The sequence below is a fragment of the Pseudarthrobacter sp. ATCC 49987 genome (genome assembly GCF_009928425.1).
Lineage (GTDB): Bacteria > Actinomycetota > Actinomycetes > Actinomycetales > Micrococcaceae > Arthrobacter.
The window spans coordinates 2,263,150-2,282,945 of sequence record NZ_JAABNS010000001.1; the positions used below are offsets into that span (position 1 = coordinate 2,263,150).

Here is a 19,796-nt window from a genome sequence, read left to right on the forward strand (position 1 = left end):
CTGAATACATCCGGATTAGCTGAAAGAGGATTAACTGAAAGACTCCGGGCCGTAGCGGTGGCGGATGTGCCGGCGGTCGTGCCGGGCCTGCCAGAACTCGATCTCGCGGGGCCGGAGGGCGTACAGCTGCCAGTCCGGGTTGTCGCTGCCGTCAGCGGCCGGCCGGGCATGCCAGTCCGACGCGGACGCCGCCGCGGAGAGCTCCACAACGCCGCCGGCGACGCGGACCTGCCGGCCCTGCTGCTGCCAGTAGAAGTTCAGGGCCGCCTGCGGATTCGCCGCGAGTTCCCGGCCTTTCCGCGACGCTCGGGACGTGGCGAAGTGCCAGCCGTCGTTGTCGAGGTCCTTCAGGATCAGCATCCGGGAGGAGGGACCCCCGAGCCCGTCCACCGTGGCAAGGCTGCAGGCATTGGGCTGCGGGACGCCGGCGTCCAGCGCCTCCCCGAGCCACTGCCGGAACAGCACCGCGGGATCCGCGGGGGCGCCGGCCGGGTCAAACTCCGGGAGCACATCAGGGAAATCGGGCAGGCCATGCAGCAATTGGCGGAAGGTTTCGCTCATGCCGCAATGCTAGCGGGGAGTTTTCGGCGGCAAACACACCACGCTCCCTCACTTTTGGCAGCAAATCCGCCGACGCTCCTGCAGGCAGTGCGGGAGCGTCGGCGGAAATGCTGCAGGACGTGAGAGAGCGTTTGTTACTAGCCCGCGTACCCGCGGACGCCGGCGAGCTCGCCCTCGAGGGCCAGCAGCTGGCGCTCGACGGCGGCCGGCGCGGTGCCACCCTGGGAGTTCCGGCTGTTCAGCGACCCTTCCGTGGACAGGACCGTGCGTACCTCCGGGGTCAGGTGCTCCGAGATGGCGGCGTATTCCCCGTCCGTCAGGTCCCAGAGTTCGACGCCGCGGCTTTCAGCCTGCTTCACGGCGGCACCGGAGAGCTCATGCGCCTCGCGGAACGGGACACCCTGCCGGACCAGCCATTCGGCGATGTCCGTGGCCAGCGCAAAGCCCTGCGGAGCCAGGGACTCCATCCGCTCGGTGTTGAACGTCAGCGTCGCGATCATGCCGGAGACGGCCGGAAGCAGGACTTCCAGGGTGTCGGCAGCGTCAAAGACCGGTTCCTTGTCCTCCTGCAGGTCGCGGTTGTACGCGAGCGGCAGGCCCTTGAGCGTGGCCAGCAGCCCGGTCAGGTTGCCGATCAGCCGGCCGGCCTTGCCGCGGGCCAGTTCCGCCACGTCGGGGTTCTTCTTCTGCGGCATGATCGAGGAGCCCGTGGAGTAGGAATCGTCCAGGGCCACGAAGGAGAACTCCTTGGTCGCCCAGAGGATGACTTCCTCCGAGACCCGGGACAGGTCCACGCCGATCATGGCGGTGATCCACGCGAACTCGGCGAAGACGTCGCGGGAGGCGGTGCCGTCGATCGAGTTGTGCGTGGCGGAGAAGAAGCCCAGTTCCGCGGCCACGGCCTCCGGGTCCAGGCCCAGCGAGGACCCCGCGAGGGCCCCGGAGCCGTACGGCGAAACGCCGGCACGCTTGTCCCAGTCCTGAAGCCGCTGCACATCGCGCAGCAGCGCCCAGGCGTGGGCCAGCAGGTGGTGGCTGAGCAGGACCGGCTGGGCGTGCTGCAGGTGCGTGCGGCCGGGCATGGCCACGCCGTGGTGCGCCTTGGCCTGCCCCACGAGGGCATCGATCGTGGCGAGCACACCGCGGGCGATGATCCGGGCGTGGTCGCGCAGGAACATCCGCCCCAGCGTCGCCACCTGGTCGTTGCGGGACCGGCCGGCGCGGAGTTTGCCGCCCAGTTGGGTCCCGGCGCGCTCGATGAGCCCGCGTTCCAGCGAGCCGTGCACATCCTCATCCGACTCCGCCGGTGTGTACGCGCCGGAGGCGACGTCCGCATCCAGCCGGCCCAGGGCGTCGAGCATGCCCTCGAGCTCGGCGTCGTCGAGCAGCCCGGCCTTGTGCAGCACACGCGCGTGCGCCTTGGACCCGGCGATGTCGTAGCGGGCCAGCCGCCAGTCAAAGTGCGTGGACTTGCTCAGCGCGGCGAGGGCGTCCGCGGGGCCTCCGGCGAACCGGCCGCCCCACAGTGCGCCCGTGTTGGTCGCCTCGGACTTGGTGGTTTCCTGCTCGGCCACAGAGGCTACTTTCCTGCGACGCGGATGTCGCGGCCGGAGGCAACCTTGGCGGACATGCCCCACAGCTCGATGAAACCCCGGGCCATCGACTGGTCGAAGGTGTCGCCGGTGTCGTAGGTGGCGAGGTCGAAGTCGTAGAGCGAGGTCTCGGAGCGGCGTCCGTTGACGATCGCCTGGCCGCCGTGCAGCACCATGCGGATGTCGCCGGTGACGTAGCGCTGGGTGTCCTCGATGAAGGCGTCGAGGGACCGCTTGAGCGGGGAGAACCACTGGCCGTCGTAGACCAGTTCAGACCAGCGCTGGCCGACCGTGGCCTTGAAGCGGGCCTGCTCGCGCTCGACCGTGATGTCCTCGAGGTGCTTGTGCGCGGTGATCAGCGCCATCGCTCCCGGCGCCTCGTAGATTTCACGGGACTTGATGCCAACAAGGCGGTCCTCGACGACGTCGATCCGGCCGACGCCCTGGGCGCCGGCACGGCGGTTGAGTTCCTTGATGGCCTGCAGCGGGGTGACCTTGACGCCGTCGATCGCGACCGGCACGCCGGCCTCGAAGGAGATGGTGACCTCATCGGGCGCCGGCGGGAATTCCGGCGTCGCGGTGTAGTCGTAGATGTCCTTCGTGGGGGCGTTCCAGATGTCCTCGAGGTAACCGGTTTCGACGGCGCGGCCCCAGACATTCTGGTCGATCGAGTACGGGTTCTTTTTGGTGGTCTCGATCGGCAGTCCCTTTTCCTCGGCGAAGGCGATGGCCTTGTCGCGGGTCAGGGCGAGGTCGCGGACCGGTGCGATGCACTTCAGGTCGGGGCCGAGGGTCTGGATGCCGACTTCGAAACGGACCTGGTCGTTGCCCTTGCCCGTGCAGCCGTGGGCCACGGTGGTGGCGCCGAATTCGCGGGCGGCCTTGACCAGGTGCTTGACGATCACCGGGCGGGAGATCGCCGAGACCAGCGGGTAGTGGCCCTGGTAGAGGGCGTTTGCCTTCAGCGTGGGCATGCAGTACTCGTTGGCGAACTCGTCGGACGCGTCGGCCACGTAGGCCTCGACGGCGCCGCAGCCCAGGGCGCGCTGGCGGATCGTCTCCAGCGATTCGCCGCCCTGTCCGACGTCGACCGCCACGGCGATAACCTCGGCGCCGGTCGCTTCACCGATCCAGCCGATGGCTACGGAAGTATCCAGGCCACCGGAGTAGGCCAAAACAATACGCTCAGTCACTTCAAATGCTCCTTAGTTGTTGGGGTTCTTGGTTGTCTGGTGCAAGTTCATTGAACGGCCTCTTCGGCCAGCTGCAGGAACCGCGCGGCCACGTCAGCCCCGCCGAGGGGGTCCCGGGTGACCAGCAGCACGGTGTCGTCCCCGGCGATGGTGCCGAGAATGGAGGGCATCACGGAGTGGTCGATCGCCAGGGCCAGGAAGTTGGCCGCGCCCGGAGGGGTCCGGAGCACCACGATGTTCGCGGACGCTTCGGCGGTGACCAGCAGTTCGCCGCAGAGCCGGGCCAGCCTCGCATCGAGGATCTCCTGGGTGACGCCGCTCTTGGCCGCGCGCTCCCCGCCCTCCCCCGGCACCGCGTAGACGAGGACGCCTTCCTTCCCGCGCACCCGGACCGCGCCGAGCTCCACGAGGTCCCGGGACAGCGTGGCCTGGGTGACCTGGACGCCGTCGTCCGCGAGCAGCGCCGCCAGTTCCGCCTGCGAGCGGACGGACTCGCCGGTGAGGATCGCGGTGATGCGCGCCTGCCGGGCCGTCTTGGTGGCCGGGCTGGCCCCCGGGGAGGCAGGCTGGACGGACACTATCCGAGTCCTTCGACAACGGCGAGCCCGGAGCGGTGCATCAGCCAGGCCATCAGGGCCTTCTGGGCGTGCAGCCGGTTCTCGGCCTCGTCCCAGACGATGGACTGCGGGCCGTCGATCACGGCCGCGGCGATCTCGTAGCCGCGGTAGGCGGGCAGGCAGTGGAGCACGACGGCGTCCGGCGCCGCGAGCTTCATCGCCGCTTCGTCCACGGCGTAGCCGCGGAACAGCTGCAGCCGGGCTTCCTTCTCGTCTTCCTGGCCCATGGAGACCCAGGTGTCGGTGGCGACGACGTCGGCGCCGAGCAGCGCCTCGGCAGCGTCCACCGTGACCAGCACCGAGCCGCCGGTCTCCGCCGCCCGGTCCTCGGCCGCCGCAATGATTTCCGGGGACGGCAGGTAGCCGTCCGGGCCGGCGATGCGGACGTGCATGCCCGCGGTGACGCCGGCCAGCAGGTAGGAGTTGGCCATGTTGTTGGCGGCGTCGCCGAGGTAGCTCATGGTGAGGCCTGCCAGGTCGCCCTTGTGTTCCTTGATGGTGAGCAGGTCGGCGAGGAGCTGGCAGGGGTGGTAGTCATCGCACAGGGCGTTGATGACCGGCACGCGGGAGTTCCTGGCCATGGCGACGAGCCCGGAGTGGGCCCCGGTGCGCCACACGATGGTGGACACCATGCGCTCCAGGACCCGGGCGGTGTCCTCGACAGACTCCTTGTGCCCGATCTGAGCCTCGCCCGGGTTGATGATGAGCGCGTTGCCGCCCATGTCGGCCACGCCGGTGGCGAAGGAGACCCTCGTCCGGGTGGAGGTCTTGTCGAAGATCACGGCGACGGTCTTGCGGCCGCTGCCCTCCGCGGCGAAAGGCTGCACGCTGTAGGGGGCGGCCTTCATCCGGACGGCGAGGTCCAGAACCTCGGCCTGTTCGGCCGGGGTGAGGTCGGTGTCCTTGAGGAAGTGGCGGGTCCGGCTGGTCGAAGTCGCGGTCGACGTCACGGTCGAAATGTCGGTCGAAATGTCGGGCGTGGTCACTGGGCGTCCTTTGCGGTCCGGAGGAGTGCGGGCACTGCCGCGAGGAAGCGGTCGGCCTGTTCGGTGGTGAGGATCAGCGGCGGCGCGAGCCGGATCGTGTGCGGGCCGGGGCTGTTGACGATGAAGCCCGCGTCGAGTCCCGCGGTGACAACTGCGGGGGCGACGTCGGCGTCGAGGTCGAAGCCGACCAGGAGCCCCTCGCCGCGTACTTCGGTGACGCCGTCGATCGCGGCGAGGCCTGCACGCAGGTGCTCCCCCACCTCCCGGACGTGGTCCAGCACGTGCTGGTTCTCCAGGACATGCAGGGTGGCCAGGGCCGCCGCGGTGGCCACCGGGTTGCCGCCGAACGTCGTGCCGTGCTGGCCGGCGGTCAGCAGCGAGGACGTTTCCGGGCCGAAGGTGACGAGGGCGCCGATCGGGAAGCCGCCGCCGAGGCCCTTGGCGAGGGTGACGGCGTCGGGCACAATCCCGGCGTCTTCGCTGGCCAGCCACTTGCCGGTGCGGCCGATGCCGGTCTGGACCTCGTCGAGGATCAGCAGGGCACCAGCGGCGCTCGTGGCCTCCCGCGCGGCCGCCAGGTAGCCGGCGGGCAGCGGCCGGACACCGGCCTCGCCCTGGATCGGTTCGAGGAAGACCGCGGCGGTGGTGTCGTCCACCGCGGCCCGGAGCGCGTCAATGTCACCGAAGGGGATGTGTACGACGCCGCCGGGCAGCGGGGCGAACGGCGCCCTGTAGACTTCTTTCGCGGTGAGGGCCAGGGCTCCCATGGTGCGGCCGTGGAAGGCGCCTTCGAGCGCGATGATCTTGGTGCGCTGTTTGCCTGTGCTGTCCGGGCTGGCGCTGTCCGCTGCCGCGGCCTGGCTGGCGCCCGTGTTCCGGCGCGCCAGCTTGAACGCGGCCTCGACGGCCTCGGTGCCGGAGTTGGCGAAGAACACCTTGGAACCGGCCGGTGCCTTGGTGATGTCCAGCAGTTTCTCGGCCAGCGCGATCTGGGTGGGGCTCGTGAAGAAGTTGGAGACGTGGCCCAGGGTGGCGAGCTGGCTGGAGATCACCGAGGTGACGAAGGGGTGCGCGTGGCCCAGGGCGTTGACTGCGATTCCGCCCAGCAGGTCCAGGTATTCCTTGCCGTCGGCGTCCCAGACGAGGCAGCCGGAGCCGCGGACCAGGACCCGCTGCGGGGTGCCGAAGACGCCAAGCAGCGACGACGCATAACGGGCCAGCCATTGGGCGCCGGTGGCGTGCGAGTGGACAATCCCCAGCAGCTCCCCCTCCTCGCCAGCTCGGTCGGGGACCCCTGCCGCTGTGGGCCCATCCCCCACCGGGGAGTGCTCGAGGTCCGTGGATGGTGCAGTTTCGATCTGGTTCATTTGTTTTCCTCGTCCGGGACGACCTGGGTGCCGATACCCGCCGTCGTGAAGGTTTCCAGCAGCATCGAGTGCGGCAGCCTGCCGTCGACGATGTGCGCGCGTTCGACGCCGCCTTCGACGGCTTTGAGGCAGGCTTCCATTTTCGGGATCATGCCTGACTCCAGCCGCGGCAGCAGCTCCCGCAGTTCCGACGCGGTGAGCGAGGAAATCAGCGAGGAGCGGTCCGGCCAGTTGGCGAAGAGTCCCTCGACGTCGGTGAGGATGACCAGCTTGGAGGCGCCGAGTGCTTCCGCCAGGGCCGCAGCGGCGGTGTCAGCGTTGACGTTCAGCACCTGGCCGGTGGTCTGCGCCTGCTTTGCTCCCGGGTCGCCGCTGCCGTCATCGAAGATCTCCGGTGCCACCGTCGAAATCACCGGGATCCGGCCGGCCGCCACGATGTCCAGGATGCCTTCGGGGTTCACCCCGACGACTTCGCCGACCAGGCCCAGGTCCACCTCTTCGCCGTCCACCACCGTGCCGGTGCGGACGGCGCGCAGCAGTCCGCCGTCCTCCCCCGACATGCCGACGGCGTAGGGTCCGTGCGAGTTGATCAGGCCCACGAGTTCGCGGCCGACCTGGCCGGTAAGGACCATCCGGACGACGTCCATGGCCTCGGGTGTGGTGACCCGCAGCCCGCCCTTGAACTCGGATTCGATCCCGAGCCGGCTGAGCATGGCGTTGATCTGCGGGCCGCCGCCGTGCACCACCACGGGGTGGATGCCGACGTGGTGAAGGAAGACGACGTCCTCGGCGAAGGCGCGGCGGAGCTCGTCGTTGACCATGGCGTTGCCGCCGTACTTGATCACCATGGTGGTGCCGGCGAAGCGCTGGATCCAGGGGAGTGCCTCGATCAGGGTGCCGGCTTTGCCCTGGGCATCGGACATGGACGTGGTCTCGCGGGTCTGGGTGTTCATGCTGTTCGTCCTTACTGCTCGTCCCTCCCGGAACGGCCTAGCTGGAGTAGGCGCTGTTTTCGTGGACGTATTCGTGGGTGAGGTCGTTGGTCAGGATGGTGGCCTCGGCGTCACCGGACTGGAGGTCGATCTCGACGAGCACCTCCCGGGGTTCCAGGTCCACGAGGCTGCGGTCATCGCCGATGCTGCCGTTGCGGCAGATCTGCACGCCGTTCATGGATACGTTGAGCTGGTCGGGCTCGAAGGCCGCGTCGGTGGTGCCCACGGCGGAGAGCACGCGGCCCCAGTTGGGGTCCTTGCCGAAGATCGCGGTCTTGAAGAGGTTGGAGCGGGCGACGGCCCGGCTGACCACTTCGGCGTCCTTTTCGCTGGCGGCGTTGAAGGTGCGGATGGCGATGTCGTGGCTGGCGCCCTCGGCGTCGCCGATCAGCTTCCGGGCCAGTTCCGCACAGACCTGGCCCAGGCCCCGGCCGAACTCGACGGCGGACGGCACGGCGCCGGAAGCTGCGGAGGCGAGCAGCACCACGGTGTCGTTCGTGGACATGCAGCCGTCCGAGTCCGCCCGGTCGAAGGTGACCCGGGTGGCGTCGCGGAGCACGACGTCGAGCATGTCCGGCTGGACGTCCGCGTCGGTGGTGAGGACCACCAGCATGGTGGCGAGTCCGGGGGCGAGCATGCCGGCGCCCTTGGCCATGCCGCCGATGGTGAATTCCTTGCCGTCCGCGTCGACCCCGGTGAAGACGGCCTGCTTGGACACGGAGTCCGTGGTCATGATGGCGGTGGCGGCGCCGGATCCGCCGTCGGTGCTGAGCGCTGCGCTGGCGGCGCCGATCCCGGCGAGGATCTTGTCCATCGGGAGCTGCTCGCCGATCAGGCCGGTGGAGCAGACGAAGACGTCGGTGGCGGAGAGGCCGAGGGCTTCGGCGGTCTTCTCGGCGGTGGTGTGGGTGTTCTGGAAACCCTGCGGCCCGGTGCAGGCGTTGGCACCGCCGGAGTTCAGGATGACGGCGTCCACGCGGCCGTCCTTGACCACCTCGCGGGACCAGTGCACGGGGGCTGCGGCCACCCGGTTGGAGGTGAACACGGCCGCGGCGGCCTTGGAGGGGCCGTCGTTGACCACGAGGGCAAGGTCCGGGTTGCCGGAGGTCTTGAGGCCGGCGGTGACACCGGCGGCGCGGAACCCCTGGGGGGCGGTGATGCTCACGGTGCAACTCCCTGCAGATCGAGGCCGGCGGTTTCCGCCAGGCCGAGGGCAATGTTCATGGACTGCACGGCCCCGCCGGCGGTCCCCTTGGTCAGGTTGTCGATGGCGCACGTGACGATCAGCCGGCCGGTGTGCCCGTCGAGCGCCAGCTGCATCACGGCGTGGTTGGATCCCTGGACCGATTTGGTGGAGGGCCAGCGGCCTTCGGGCAGCAGGTGCACAAACGGCTCATCGTCGTAGGCCTCGGCCCAGGCACGGCGGAGTTCCTCGGCGGTGACACCGGGACGCACCTTCGCCGTCGCGGTGGTGAGGATGCCCCGGCTCATGGGGGCCAGTGTGGGGGTGAAGGATACGGTGACCGGGGCGTTCAGGGCCGCCGAAAGTCCTTGCTCAATCTCGGGCGTGTGGCGGTGTCCGCCGCCCACACCGTACGGGCTCATGGAGCCCATCACCTCGGCGCCGATCAGGTTGACCTTGGCGGCTTTGCCGGCCCCGGACGTACCGGACGCGGAAACGATAACGACGTCGTCGGCCTGGAGCAGGTGGTTGCTGAAGCCCGGGGTGAGGGCCAGCAGGGCCGACGTCGGGTAGCAGCCCGGGACGGCGATCCGCTTGGCGCCGCGAAGCGCCTCGCGCTGGCCGGGAAGTTCCGGCAGTCCGTAGGGCCACGTGCCGGCGTGCGGGGAGCCGTAGAACTTCTCCCACGCGGCCGCATCCTCCAGCCGGTGGTCGGCGCCGGCGTCGATCACGACGGTGCCGGCCGGCAGCTGCGCGGCGATCTCCGCGGAGGCACCGTGCGGCAGGGCCAGGAACACGACGTCGTGTCCGGCCAGGTTCTCCACCGTCGTGTCTTCGAGGATACGGCTGGCCAGACCGTGGAGATGCGGCTGCAATTCCCCTAGTCTGGAACCGGCGTTGCTGTGGGCCGTGATGGCGCCGATCGTGACGTCGGGGTGGCCGGCGAGGAGCCGCAGCACCTCGCCGCCGGCATAACCGCTTGCGCCGGAGACGGCAACAGAAATAGTCATACCAAGAACTATACAGCAATAGTATGCATAGATGCCGATATTTATGCAGTCGATCCCGCGTGCCTTGTCCTCGTGCCCTGTCCTACCGCCGGGCGCCCGGTTCGGTGCGCGGCAGGCGCCGGGCCGGGAGGGGCCGGGATTGGCCGGGGGCGTATGCTTGGTTAAGGGTGATCCAGACCGTGCAGTCCGAATGTCGGCTGCAGCGTTGCCCGTAACAGTTACGAGGCACGCGCTCCATGACCCCCACCACTGCTACGCCGGAACGCCCGAGATCGCGCGTCCGCCAGCCCAACGCCGTCGTCCTGAGCTATTCGGAACTCCTTAAGACCGTCAAGGCCGCAGGCCTGCTCGAACGCCGCGTCGGCTTCTACATCACGGTGTTTTCCGTCCTGGTCCTCCTGATGACGGCCACCTGGTTCGGTTTTGCCCTCATCGGCGACAGCTGGTTCCAGCTCCTCATCGCCGCGGCCCTGGGCATCCTCTGCACCCAGCTGAGCTTTCTGGCCCACGAGGCCGGACACCGCCAGATCTTCGCCTCCCGCCGGGCCAATGACTGGGCCGCACGGCTGCTCGCCACGTCGGTCGCCGGGATCAGCTACTCCTGGTGGGAGCAGAAGCACGGCGCACACCACAACCACCCGAACGTCATTTCCAAGGACCCGGATATCGCCACCGGCGCCATCGCATTCTTCCCGGAGGCCGCCGCCACCCGGCAGGGCCGGTTCTCGTTCCTCACGCGCAAGCAGGGCTGGCTCTTCTTCCCTCTGCTGTTCCTCGTCGGTCTGGGCCTGCAGATCGATTCGATCAAGTTCATCTTCCAGCGCGCCAAGGTCACGCACCGCTGGGTTGAAATCCCGATCCTCGTGGTCCGCCTCAGCCTCCTGCCGGTGCTTGCCTTCACGTTCCTGCCCTGGGGCATGGCGCTCGCGTTCATCGCGGTCCAGCTCGCTGTCTTTGGGTTCTACATGGGCGCTTCCTTCGCGCCGAACCACAAGGGCATGCCGGTCCTGCCGGCGGACAGCCGCGTGGACTTCTTCAGCCGCCAGGTCCTGACGTCCCGGAACATCTCGGGCGGCCGCTTCATGGACATCCTGCTCGGCGGCCTCAACCGCCAGGCCGAACACCACCTCTTCCCGGACATGGCACGGCCCCAGCTCGACAAGGCCGCCGTGATCGTCCGCGAGTTCTGCGCGAAGCACCAGGTTCCCTACACGGAAACCACCTTGCTGCAGTCCTACGGCATCATCGTCCGCTACCTCAACGACGTCGGCCTCTCCGCCGGGCGCCACTTCGAGTGCCCGATGGCCACGGTGACCCGCCGCTTCTAGGCGGCCGGGCGGCTCCGCGAACGCGGAGGGTTTCGCCAGCGGCCCTGATACTCCTGTTTGACCCGAAGTGACGGCCGGATACCGGCCGTCACTTCGTCGTTGGCGCCGGTGTCCCTAGGATGGGTGCAGGATGAGGGCCAGGAACCCGCAGCCCGGAATCCCAGCCCAACACCTTCAGACCAACACCTTCAGACCAGGCAAGGATACACATGATGCACGCAATCGTCGCCCGCCAGGCAGGCGGCCCCGAGGTTCTCACACCGGCAGAGGTCGAGCGCCCGGTTCCGGGTCCCGGCCAGCTGCTCGTCAAGGTCGCCGCCGTCGGTGTGAACTTCATTGACACCTACAAGCGCAGCGGCAGCTACAAGGTGGCCTACCCCTTCACCCCCGGCTCCGAGGCCTCGGGAACCGTGGAGGAACTCGGCGACGGCGTGACCGGGTTCTCCCCCGGCGACCGGGTGGCCACGGCTGAAGGCATCAACTGTTACGCCGGCTACGCCCTGATCGATGAGGACAAAGCGCTGCCGGTCCCCCAGGGCGTGGACGACTTCACCGCCGCCGCCCTGCCGCTGCAGGGCATCACCGCGCATTATCTGATCAATTCCTCCTTCAAGGTGGAGCCGGGCCACACCGTCCTGTTGCACGCAGGAGCGGGCGGCGTCGGTCTCCTGCTGATCCAGCTGCTCAAGGCCAGGGGCGCGCGCGTCCTCACCACCGTCTCCACCGATGAAAAAGAGCAACTGGCCCGCGAGGCCGGTGCGGACCATGTGCTGCGCTATGACGGCTTCGCCGCCAGGGTCCGTGAACTGACTGACGGGGCCGGCGCGGACGTCGTGTACGACGGCGTTGGCAAGGACACGTTCGACGGCTCCCTCGCTTCCCTGCGCATCCGCGGCACCCTCGTGCTGTTCGGCGCCGCGTCCGGGCCCGTGCCGCCGTTCGACCCGCAACGGCTCAACGCCGGGGGCTCGCTGTACCTGACCCGGCCAACGATCGCCCATTTCCTGCGCGACGCCCAGGAGCGCCGCTGGCGCTCGGACGAGCTGTTCGCCGCGGCGGCCAACGGAAGCCTCAAGGTCCGGGTTGGCGCCCGCTATGACCTCGCGGAAGCCGCCCGGGCCCACGACGACCTGGAGCAGCGGCGCACCACGGGCAAGGTCCTCCTGGTTCCCTGAGCCCGGTCCGGGCACACCCCTGGAGGTAACAGTGTGCGCACGTCCGGACAGAGGCGGAGTATTAACACGAAGCGACCGCGGACACCTTCCGTTCACCTAGGCCGGAGATGATTCCCCCGTGACTGAGCACCAACCCCCAAACGGCGACCTTTCGCAGGCCACCGCCACCGTCAGCCCGGCCTTCGGGGCGCAGCTTTCAGGGTCCCTGGTCACACCGCCGGAACGGACCCTCGTCGACATCCTGCTGGACACGGCCGAGCGCTTTCTGGATGCCTCGGCGCTCGACGACGGCCACCAGTCGCTCAGTTACGCCCAGCTTGTGGCGGCGGTCAGGGCCAAGGCGAGGGAGCTGCACGCCGCAGGCCTGGGTGCCGGGGACAAGATCGGCGTGCGGATTCCCTCCGGCACCAATCATCTCTATGTCTCAATCCTGGCCATCCTGATGGTCGGGGCGGCGTATGTCCCGGTGGACGCGGACGACCCGGAAGAGCGTGCCAGGCTCGTGTTCGGCGAAGCACGGATCGCCGGGACGCTACGCGGAGCCGGGGAGGTTGTGACGGAGGGCCAGCGGCCCCTCCCGTTCCCCGCCCCGCGGCTTCCCGGCCCGGACGACGACGCCTGGGTGATCTTCACGTCGGGGTCCACCGGAACGCCGAAAGGCGTCGCCGTGCAGCACCGATCCTCGGCCGCTTTCGTCGACGCCGAGGCCCGGCTCTTCCTCCAGGACGATCCGATCGGCCCGCAGGACCGCGTCCTGGCCGGCCTGTCGGTGGCCTTCGACGCCTCCTGCGAGGAAATGTGGCTTGCCTGGCGGCACGGCGCCTGCCTCGTCCCGGCGCCGCGGGCCCTGGTCCGGACCGGCATGGACCTCGGTCCGTGGCTGATCAGCCACGGCATCACCGTCGTTTCCACGGTGCCTACCCTCGCCGCGCTCTGGCCCGTGGAGTCCCTCGAGAGCGTCCGCCTGCTGATCTTCGGCGGCGAAGCGTGCCCGCCGGACCTCACCGAGCGGCTGGCCGTCGAAGGCCGCGAAGTCTGGAACACCTACGGCCCCACCGAGGCCACCGTCGTCGCCTGCGCTGCCAGGCTGGGCGGCCCCGGACCCATCAGGATCGGCCTCCCGCTGGACGGCTGGGACCTCGCCGTCGTCGACGCCAACGCCCTGCCGGTCGGAGAAGGGGAAATCGGCGAACTGATCATCGGCGGAGTCGGACTGGCCCGGTACCTGGACCCGGCGAAGGACGCCGAGAAATATGCCCCCATGCCGTCGCTGGGCTGGGCACGCGCCTACCGCTCCGGCGACCTGGTCCGCTACGAAGCCGAGGGACTGGTCTTCCAGGGCCGCGCCGACGAACAGGTCAAGCTCGGCGGGCGCCGGATTGAGCTGGGTGAGATCGACGCCGCCCTGCAGTCGCTGCCGGATGTTGCCGGCGCGGCCGCGACCGTGCAGACGACGGCGGCTGGAAACCAGATTCTTGTCGGGTACCTGGCCCCGGCCGGTGGCCGGGATCTCGATCTGGCCGCGGCACGGGAGCTCCTTGGCCAAAGCCTGCCGGCCCCGCTGATCCCGCTGCTGACCGTGGTCGATTCGCTGCCCACCAAGACCAGCGGCAAGGTGGACCGGCACGCACTGCCGTGGCCGCTGCCGGGGGCCGGTGCCGCCGACGCCGCCGACGCCGCTGCGGCCCCGCTGAACCTCCCGGACGATGCTGCCTGGATCGTCGAGCAGTGGAGCGCGGTGCTGGGCGGCTCCGTGGCCAACCTGGACGCCGATTTCTTCGCCTACGGGGGCGGGTCCCTCGCTGCCGCGCAACTTGTCTCCGCCCTCCGCGTGCGGTACCCCACCGTCACGGTGGCCGACATCTACGCCACCCCCCGAGTCGGGGCGCTCATCGACACCGCCCGCCAGTCGCTGCCCGAGGGCGGGGCCGGGCCCGCCCCGGAGCGCACGGTCCGCCGGACCGCCCGGAAGTCACAGGTCTTCCAGACCCTGATGGGTGTCCCGCTGCACCTCCTGGTGGGCATGCGCTGGCTGACCTACCTGATGGCGGCGAACAATCTGCTCTCCTCCCTTGCCGGCTTCACGGCGGCGCCCACCGTGTCCTGGTGGTGGGTCGCGGCCTCGTGGCTCGTCTTCGTCAGCCCATTGGGGCGGATGCTGATCTCCATCGCCGCCGCCCGCCTGCTGCTCCGCAAGGTGGTGCCCGGAACCTACCCGCGCTCCGGCCGGGTGCACCTGCGCCTGTGGCTGGCCGAACAGATCCAGGACCTGGCCGGCGCAGTCAGCCTGGCCAGCGCCCCCTGGGTGCCGTACTACGCCCGGGCCCTCGGGGCCACAATCGGCAACAATGTCCAGCTCCACTCGCTGCCGCCTGTCACCGGCCTGCTCTCACTCGGCAGCGGCTGCAATATCGAGCCGGAAGTCGACCTGTCCGGCTGGTGGATCGACGGTGACATTGTCCATATCGGCGCCATCCATATCGGCCCCGGCGCAACGGTCGGTGCCCGCAGTACCCTGATGCCGGGCGCCACGATCGGCGCCGGAGCCCAGGTGGAACCCGGCTCGGCCGTGCTGGGCAAGGTGAAGTCCGGGCAACTCGTCGCCGGATCCCCGGCCGAGCGGCGGGGCAAGGCCAAACACTCCTGGCCGGACACTCCCCCCGAGCACCCGCTGATCGGCCGGCTCTGGTTTGCCGGCTTCGCGACCGCCTCGGCCGTCCTGGCCCTGATTCCCTACCTCTCCGCCGCCGCCGCCGCCCTTGTGGTCTTTGGCTTCATCCGCGGCAGCGAATCGCTGACCGCAGCACTGCCGCAGCTCCTGCTGTCCCTGCCGCCGGCGGCCCTGGCCTGGTTCCTGTCCAACCTTGTGCTGATCCTCCTCACCACCCGTCTCCTCGGTGTGGGGCTGGCCGAAGGCTACTACCGGGTGCGCAGCAGGATCGGCTGGCAGGTCTGGGCCACCGAACGGGTCCTGGACCTGGCCCGTGACCTGCTCTTCCCCCTTTACGCCAGCCTCTTCACACCGGTCTGGCTGCGCCTGCTCGGCGCCAGGATCGGCAAGAACGTGGAGGCCTCGACCGTCCTGCTGATCCCCAAGATGACCACGGTGGGTGAGGGCGCCTTCCTGGCCGACGACACCATGGTGGCCTCCTATGAGCTCGACGGCGGCTGGTTGCGGATCGCCCCGGCGAAAATCGGCAAACGCTCCTTCCTCGGCAACTCCGGCATGACCGCGGCGGGACGCAATGTGCCCAAGAACTCCCTGGTCGCGGTGCTGTCGGCAACTCCCGCGAAGGCGAAGTCCGGGACGTCCTGGCTGGGCAGCCCGCCGGTCAGGCTCCGGCGCACCGCCATCGCCTCCGATGACACCAGGACCTACCAGCCGCCGCTGAGGCTCAAGATCGCCCGCGCGCTGTGGGAACTGTGCCGCTTTGTCCCCGTCGTGGCGACGGTCGCGATCGCCGCCGGCGTGTTCCTCGCCTTCGACTGGCTTGCCACGGTCTTCAATTACGGCATCGCGGCGCTCCTGGGCGGCGTCGTGATCCTGCTCGCCGGCGCCGTGGCGGCCGGCAGCGCCGTAGTGGCGAAATGGCTGCTCGTGGGACGCATCAGGCCCGGCGAGCATCCGCTGTGGAGTTCCTTCATCTGGCGCAACGAGGTAGTGGACACCTTCATCGAAATGGTCAGCGCCCCGTGGTTCGCCCGTGCGGCCACCGGGACCCCGGCCCTGGTCTGGTGGCTCCGGGCCCTCGGCGCCAGGATCGGCGCCGGCACGTGGTGCGAAAGCTACTGGCTACCCGAAGCGGACCTCGTGACCCTGGGCCGGAACTCCACGGTCAACCGCGGCTGCGTGGTCCAGACCCACCTCTTCCACGACCGCGTGATGAGCATCGACACTGTTACGCTCGATGACGGGGCAACGATGGGCCCGCACGGTGTAATCCTTCCGCAGGCCCGGATCGGCAAGGGCGGCACGGTGGGCCCGGCATCCCTCGTGATGCGGGGTGAAACGGTGCCCGCCGCGACGTACTGGATGGGCAATCCGGTGAGCCCGTGGGGCGGACCGGCTGTGCCTGCCCCCAAGCCGAAGTAGCCCCGCCCCGCCCATCACGCACCTGCAATCCCGAAGGCCGGTTTATGAGTTCCAGCCCCCAGAGTCCCACTGCCGCAGCCGGCACCGGAGGCGGCCTGCCCTCGGACGACGCCGCCGGTTCCCCGGATCCGTACCTGCCCGGCCATGGCACCGATGCCTACCGGGTCACCCGCTATGAACTCGAGCTGGACTACAAGCTCAGCAGCAACCGCCTGACCGGGAGGGCCGTGGTGCATGCCATCACGCAGCGCCCGACGTCGGCCGTCGTGCTTGACCTGACCGGGCTCCGGGCCACCAAGATCCAGCTCAGCGGTCGGAGGGTGCGCAAGTTCAGCCAGCGCGCCGACCAGCTCGTCATCGTCCCCGACGCCGCCCTGTTGCCGGGCGAGGAATTCACCCTGGACATCCGCTATGAGGGCAACCCCTCTCCCCGCCGCGGCCTGTGGGGCGAAGTGGGCTGGGAGGAACTGACCGACGGCGTGCTCGTGGCGGGCCAGCCGAACGGCGCGCCCTCCTGGTTCCCCTGCAACGACCACCCGCAGGACAAAGCCAGCTACCGGATCTCGGTGACCACGGACGCCAACTACCGGGCCGTGTGCAACGGGATCCTGATTGCCCGCACCAGCCGGTCCAGCCGCGAGACCTGGGTCTATGAGCAGTCCGAACCCATGGCAACGTACCTCGCCACAGTCCAGATCGGCCGCTACGAACTCCTGTCGCTCAATCCCGTCCATCCGGCGACGCAGGTGCCCCAGTACGCGGCGGTGCCGGCGGCGCTGGCAGACACGGCCCGTGCGGTGCTGGCGAGGCAGCCCGAGATGATGCGCACCTTCATCGATTGCTTCGGCCCGTACCCTTTCGCCGAGTACACCGTTGTGGTGGCCGGGGACGAGTTGGAGATACCGCTGGAGGCGCAAAGCTTGTCGATCTTCGGTCCCAACCATTTGGAGCCGGACTGGGAGTCCCAGCGGCTCATCGCCCACGAGTTGTCCCACCAGTGGTTCGGGAACTCGCTGACGGCGGCCTCGTGGAAGGACATCTGGCTGCACGAGGGTTTTGCCTGCTACGCCGAATGGATCTGGTCCGAGGAAGCCGGCGTCATGTCGGTGGCCCGGCGGGCTGCCTCCGCCTGGCGGAAGCTCAGCGCCGGCAAGCAGGACCTGCTGGTGGGCGACCCCGGGCCGGAGCTGATGTTCGATGACCGGGTCTACAAGCGCGGCGCCCTGGCACTGCATGCCCTCCGGCTGCGCTGCGGGGACCTTGCCTTTTTCTCACTGCTGCATGAGTGGGCAAGCCAGAACCGTCATGGCTCCGTCTCAACGCCGCAGTTCATCCTCACCGCGGACCACGCGACCGGCCTCGACACCGAGGCCGTGCTGCATCCCTGGCTGTACCAGGAAGCCCTGCCGCCGCTGCCTCTCGGCTAGCACATGAACTATTTGAGCGACGCCCCTGGGTCCCGTGGCTTCTATTCGCGGCTTTCTTCCCTCAGGGGTTTGAGATGCTCCGGGATTGCGTCGTCGCGAAGGTCCGGATACGTGCACGTGAACTCGCCCCGGTAGCCGAAAAGAAATCCGAGGAGTGGGTTCCGGACCTGCATCTGGATCGTGAACACCCCACGGGCATCATCGAAGTTCTCATACAGGTCTGCCGTGCCTGTGCAGATCGCGGGAAACTCGAATGCTGCGAAGCCTTCGTAGAACCTTTGAGCCCCTGATTGCAGATGCAGCGATCCATCGGCCAAAACCTCCAGGGCGAGGTCCGTAGCCAGGTGCTGGTGGGTGCCGAGATAATCGACGATCCCACCATTCTTGCTCTGCACCATGGTGGCGTCGAAGCGCCGTCGCTTTGGTCCGGGCAGTTCAAGGGTTCTGACGAAGGTGACCGTAGGCCGGCCGAACCCATCAAGGTAGGGGTAATTCTCGATCGTGAACGGGATGTCCTTTCCCTGGTCTGGAAAGAGGATGTTGCGGTGGCCCCCCAACTGCAAGAATGGGACTGTCCACCAGGCCCCGCGGCGGACTTCGGAAAAGATCCCGCGTCCGACACACGCATACCCTGCAGCCGTGTCCACGCCGAAGCGCTTCTGCAGCATTGGGTGGAGCCTGTGGAAGTCGCTCCCCAGCGCCGACTCGAAAATTGATGTCACGGCTGCTCCTGCCCTCCCGACTCGGCGCTCAGACCCGGTCCAGCCGGTCCAGCCAGCCCGGCAAGGGCGGACGGAGCACGTCCGGAGCGTGAGTCCGGCGACCGCCGCAGACAGCGTCCCGCCCTGGGTACTGTCCAGTGGGCCGGGAGAAGCCACGAGGCCGTAGCGGCGGTCAGGCCGAGGACGGCGGGGCCCGGGGTTCGTCCGGCCACAGCCCGGCGGAGCAGGATGCAGGCGGTCAGAACGCCGCCTGCCCTGGCCATGGCGTCCATGAACCACCGATTGCGGGAGTCCTTCGGATCAAGGTCCGACTCCGCCCACATCCTCAGGCGGTCAAAGCTTATTGCAGTCGCCCAACCCAGAGCCGGGCGGAATAGCCAGAAATCGAGGGGTTTTCCGAGAGAGCCCAGTCCGGGCTGATAGTTGTACCCCGTGATGAACCGAACACCATCCTCTGCCGGGATGTAGCGCCAGTATCCGGATCCTTGCCCTATGGGCGACACCGGGTCGGCCGTGTCGAATTTCAGGACCGATGTGGCCTGCCCATCGGATCGATACCGGTGCCCCAGGGATGCCCCGGTCCCTTGGATGACATGTAAAGGAAGACGGAACTCGTAGCGGAAATGCAGGAGTCCCTGATCGTTTCGCCCGGTGGGGATAATTCGGGAGAATCGAAGATCCCAGCGGGGGTGCAGCGCCGGGTCCTGGCTAAGGTTCCATACCCGTTCCATGGGTGCCCGGATAGCGACCTCAACGTAGATCGGCCGGCGTGTAGCAGAGTCTTCCCTGCTCAAATTTTCCCCCACTGCAGCATCATAATGTGCAGAGCGACACTCGATAGCAACAATGTCAGGCCGTGCCGACGACGGCGAGTGCGGCGGCAAATCCTGCCGGCAGACCCAGGGCAGCGGTGTCCAGTTCAAAGAGGACATTGCCGTCGGCGGGCTCCGGGAAGGCCTCGACCGAGCAGGGGTCCAGCCGCAGTCCGGTCCCGCGGGCCTTCAGCAGGGCCTCCTTCCGTGCCCACACGGCTGTCCGCCAGTAGTCCGCCTGGTCCGGAGGCAGCTCGGTGAGCAGTTGGCGTTCCGCTGGGGTGAGGGCGACGTCGTCGAACCCGGGGAACATCGCTCCCGAGCTGTGCTCCAGGTCGATGCCGATTGTTGCCCCGGCGCTGCCAGGACCAACAGCGCGGCCGGCGGCCAGCAGGGCCCAGCCGCGGCTGCGGGAAAGGCTCAGGCTGAGGCCGGTTGGCGCACCGTGGAGCCGGTAGCCGGGCCGGCCGTGGTCCAGCTCCGGGCCGGTTCCGCAATCCGGGCACGAATAGTCAGCCGTCAGTTCCCCGGGTCGCACCGAGAGGATCCCGGCGGCGAAATCGCGCAGCGCGATCCGGCCGGCCACAAAGTCCAGCCGGGCCGGCGGATCCGTGATGTCCGCGGCACGCGCGCGTTCCGCGGGATCAAGGAAGGCCCCGCCCTCCGGTCCGACGTCGGCAAGACGAACGGACCGGACGGTGATTCCGGCGACGGCGGGTGTCCCTCTGTGCCCCATCG

General features: G+C 68.7%; 15 protein-coding genes. 4 read left to right on the forward strand and 11 right to left on the reverse strand.

Annotated elements, in window-relative coordinates; all coding sequences use genetic code 11:
* Positions 1 to 30: 30 nt before the first annotated feature.
* From GXK59_RS10630 to argC, 9 genes are all read right to left on the reverse strand, one after another.
* On the reverse strand, positions 31 to 561 hold the full coding sequence (locus GXK59_RS10630) for a pyridoxine/pyridoxamine 5'-phosphate oxidase (RefSeq protein WP_160666626.1): 531 nt from the start codon (positions 559 to 561) through the stop codon (positions 31 to 33).
* Between the two features lie 137 nt (positions 562 to 698).
* Positions 699 to 2,135, reverse strand: coding sequence for an argininosuccinate lyase (gene argH / locus GXK59_RS10635; RefSeq protein WP_160666628.1), 1,437 nt, complete (start codon positions 2,133 to 2,135; stop codon positions 699 to 701).
* A 5-nt stretch (positions 2,136 to 2,140) separates the two neighbouring features.
* Positions 2,141 to 3,346: an argininosuccinate synthase gene (locus GXK59_RS10640; RefSeq protein ID WP_160666630.1), complete on the reverse strand. Its 1,206-nt coding sequence runs from the start codon at positions 3,344 to 3,346 to the stop codon at positions 2,141 to 2,143.
* 47 nt (positions 3,347 to 3,393) lie between these two features.
* Positions 3,394 to 3,924, reverse strand: coding sequence for an arginine repressor (locus GXK59_RS10645; protein ID WP_160666632.1), 531 nt, complete (start codon positions 3,922 to 3,924; stop codon positions 3,394 to 3,396).
* Complete coding sequence (gene argF, locus GXK59_RS10650) at positions 3,924 to 4,913, reverse strand: ornithine carbamoyltransferase (protein ID WP_160669099.1); 990 nt, start codon at positions 4,911 to 4,913, stop codon at positions 3,924 to 3,926. Before argF ends, GXK59_RS10645 begins: the two co-directional genes overlap by 1 nt.
* A 32-nt stretch (positions 4,914 to 4,945) precedes the next feature.
* Positions 4,946 to 6,316: an acetylornithine transaminase gene (locus tag GXK59_RS10655; protein ID WP_237393856.1), complete on the reverse strand. Its 1,371-nt coding sequence runs from the start codon at positions 6,314 to 6,316 to the stop codon at positions 4,946 to 4,948.
* The gene (gene argB, locus GXK59_RS10660; protein ID WP_024367042.1) at positions 6,313 to 7,269 is read right to left on the reverse strand and encodes an acetylglutamate kinase; all 957 of its coding nucleotides are present in this window, start codon (positions 7,267 to 7,269) and stop codon (positions 6,313 to 6,315) included. Before argB ends, GXK59_RS10655 begins: the two co-directional genes overlap by 4 nt.
* Before the next feature lie 37 nt (positions 7,270 to 7,306).
* Positions 7,307 to 8,473, reverse strand: coding sequence for a bifunctional glutamate N-acetyltransferase/amino-acid acetyltransferase ArgJ (gene argJ / locus GXK59_RS10665; RefSeq protein ID WP_160666634.1), 1,167 nt, complete (start codon positions 8,471 to 8,473; stop codon positions 7,307 to 7,309).
* The gene (gene argC, locus GXK59_RS10670; protein ID WP_160666636.1) at positions 8,470 to 9,501 is read right to left on the reverse strand and encodes an N-acetyl-gamma-glutamyl-phosphate reductase; all 1,032 of its coding nucleotides are present in this window, start codon (positions 9,499 to 9,501) and stop codon (positions 8,470 to 8,472) included. The genes argJ and argC overlap by 4 nt, the downstream gene beginning before the upstream one ends.
* 236 nt (positions 9,502 to 9,737) lie before the next feature.
* Here argC and GXK59_RS10675 point away from each other — a divergent pair, with 236 nt between their 5' ends.
* The 4 genes from GXK59_RS10675 (at position 9,738) to GXK59_RS10690 (ending at position 17,524) form a co-directional block, all read left to right on the forward strand.
* Positions 9,738 to 10,829, forward strand: coding sequence for a fatty acid desaturase family protein (locus tag GXK59_RS10675; RefSeq protein ID WP_024367039.1), 1,092 nt, complete (start codon positions 9,738 to 9,740; stop codon positions 10,827 to 10,829).
* 209 nt (positions 10,830 to 11,038) lie between these two features.
* Positions 11,039 to 12,004, forward strand: a complete 966-nt coding sequence (locus GXK59_RS10680; protein ID WP_160666638.1) for a quinone oxidoreductase family protein — start codon at positions 11,039 to 11,041, stop codon at positions 12,002 to 12,004.
* Positions 12,005 to 12,122: 118 nt separating this feature from the next.
* Positions 12,123 to 16,097, forward strand: coding sequence for a Pls/PosA family non-ribosomal peptide synthetase (locus GXK59_RS10685; RefSeq protein WP_160666640.1), 3,975 nt, complete (start codon positions 12,123 to 12,125; stop codon positions 16,095 to 16,097).
* A gap of 44 nt (positions 16,098 to 16,141) precedes the next feature.
* The gene (locus tag GXK59_RS10690) at positions 16,142 to 17,524 is read left to right on the forward strand and encodes a M1 family metallopeptidase (protein WP_160666642.1); all 1,383 of its coding nucleotides are present in this window, start codon (positions 16,142 to 16,144) and stop codon (positions 17,522 to 17,524) included.
* Between the two features lie 41 nt (positions 17,525 to 17,565).
* On the opposite strand, the gene GXK59_RS10695 is transcribed toward GXK59_RS10690, so the two are convergent.
* Complete coding sequence (locus GXK59_RS10695) at positions 17,566 to 18,246, reverse strand: DUF4166 domain-containing protein (protein WP_160666644.1); 681 nt, start codon at positions 18,244 to 18,246, stop codon at positions 17,566 to 17,568.
* Between the two features lie 849 nt (positions 18,247 to 19,095).
* Complete coding sequence (locus tag GXK59_RS10700; RefSeq protein ID WP_160666647.1) at positions 19,096 to 19,794, reverse strand: 4'-phosphopantetheinyl transferase family protein; 699 nt, start codon at positions 19,792 to 19,794, stop codon at positions 19,096 to 19,098.
* Positions 19,795 to 19,796 lie beyond the last annotated feature (2 nt).

What these genes read in the sequence shown, in the direction of transcription:
- GXK59_RS10630 (WP_160666626.1), bottom strand. Translation starts at nt 561, where the DNA reads ATGAGCGAAACCTTCCGCCAATTGCTGCATGGCCTGCCCGATTTCCCT.
- GXK59_RS10690 (WP_160666642.1), top strand. Translation starts at nt 16,142, where the DNA reads ATGAGTTCCAGCCCCCAGAGTCCCACTGCCGCAGCCGGCACCGGAGGC.
- argB (WP_024367042.1), bottom strand. Translation starts at nt 7,269, where the DNA reads ATGAACACCCAGACCCGCGAGACCACGTCCATGTCCGATGCCCAGGGC.
- GXK59_RS10680 (WP_160666638.1), top strand. Translation starts at nt 11,039, where the DNA reads ATGATGCACGCAATCGTCGCCCGCCAGGCAGGCGGCCCCGAGGTTCTC.
- GXK59_RS10700 (WP_160666647.1), bottom strand. Translation starts at nt 19,794, where the DNA reads ATGGGGCACAGAGGGACACCCGCCGTCGCCGGAATCACCGTCCGGTCC.
- argC (WP_160666636.1), bottom strand. Translation starts at nt 9,501, where the DNA reads ATGACTATTTCTGTTGCCGTCTCCGGCGCAAGCGGTTATGCCGGCGGC.
- GXK59_RS10655 (WP_237393856.1), bottom strand. Translation starts at nt 6,316, where the DNA reads ATGAACCAGATCGAAACTGCACCATCCACGGACCTCGAGCACTCCCCG.
- GXK59_RS10675 (WP_024367039.1), top strand. Translation starts at nt 9,738, where the DNA reads ATGACCCCCACCACTGCTACGCCGGAACGCCCGAGATCGCGCGTCCGC.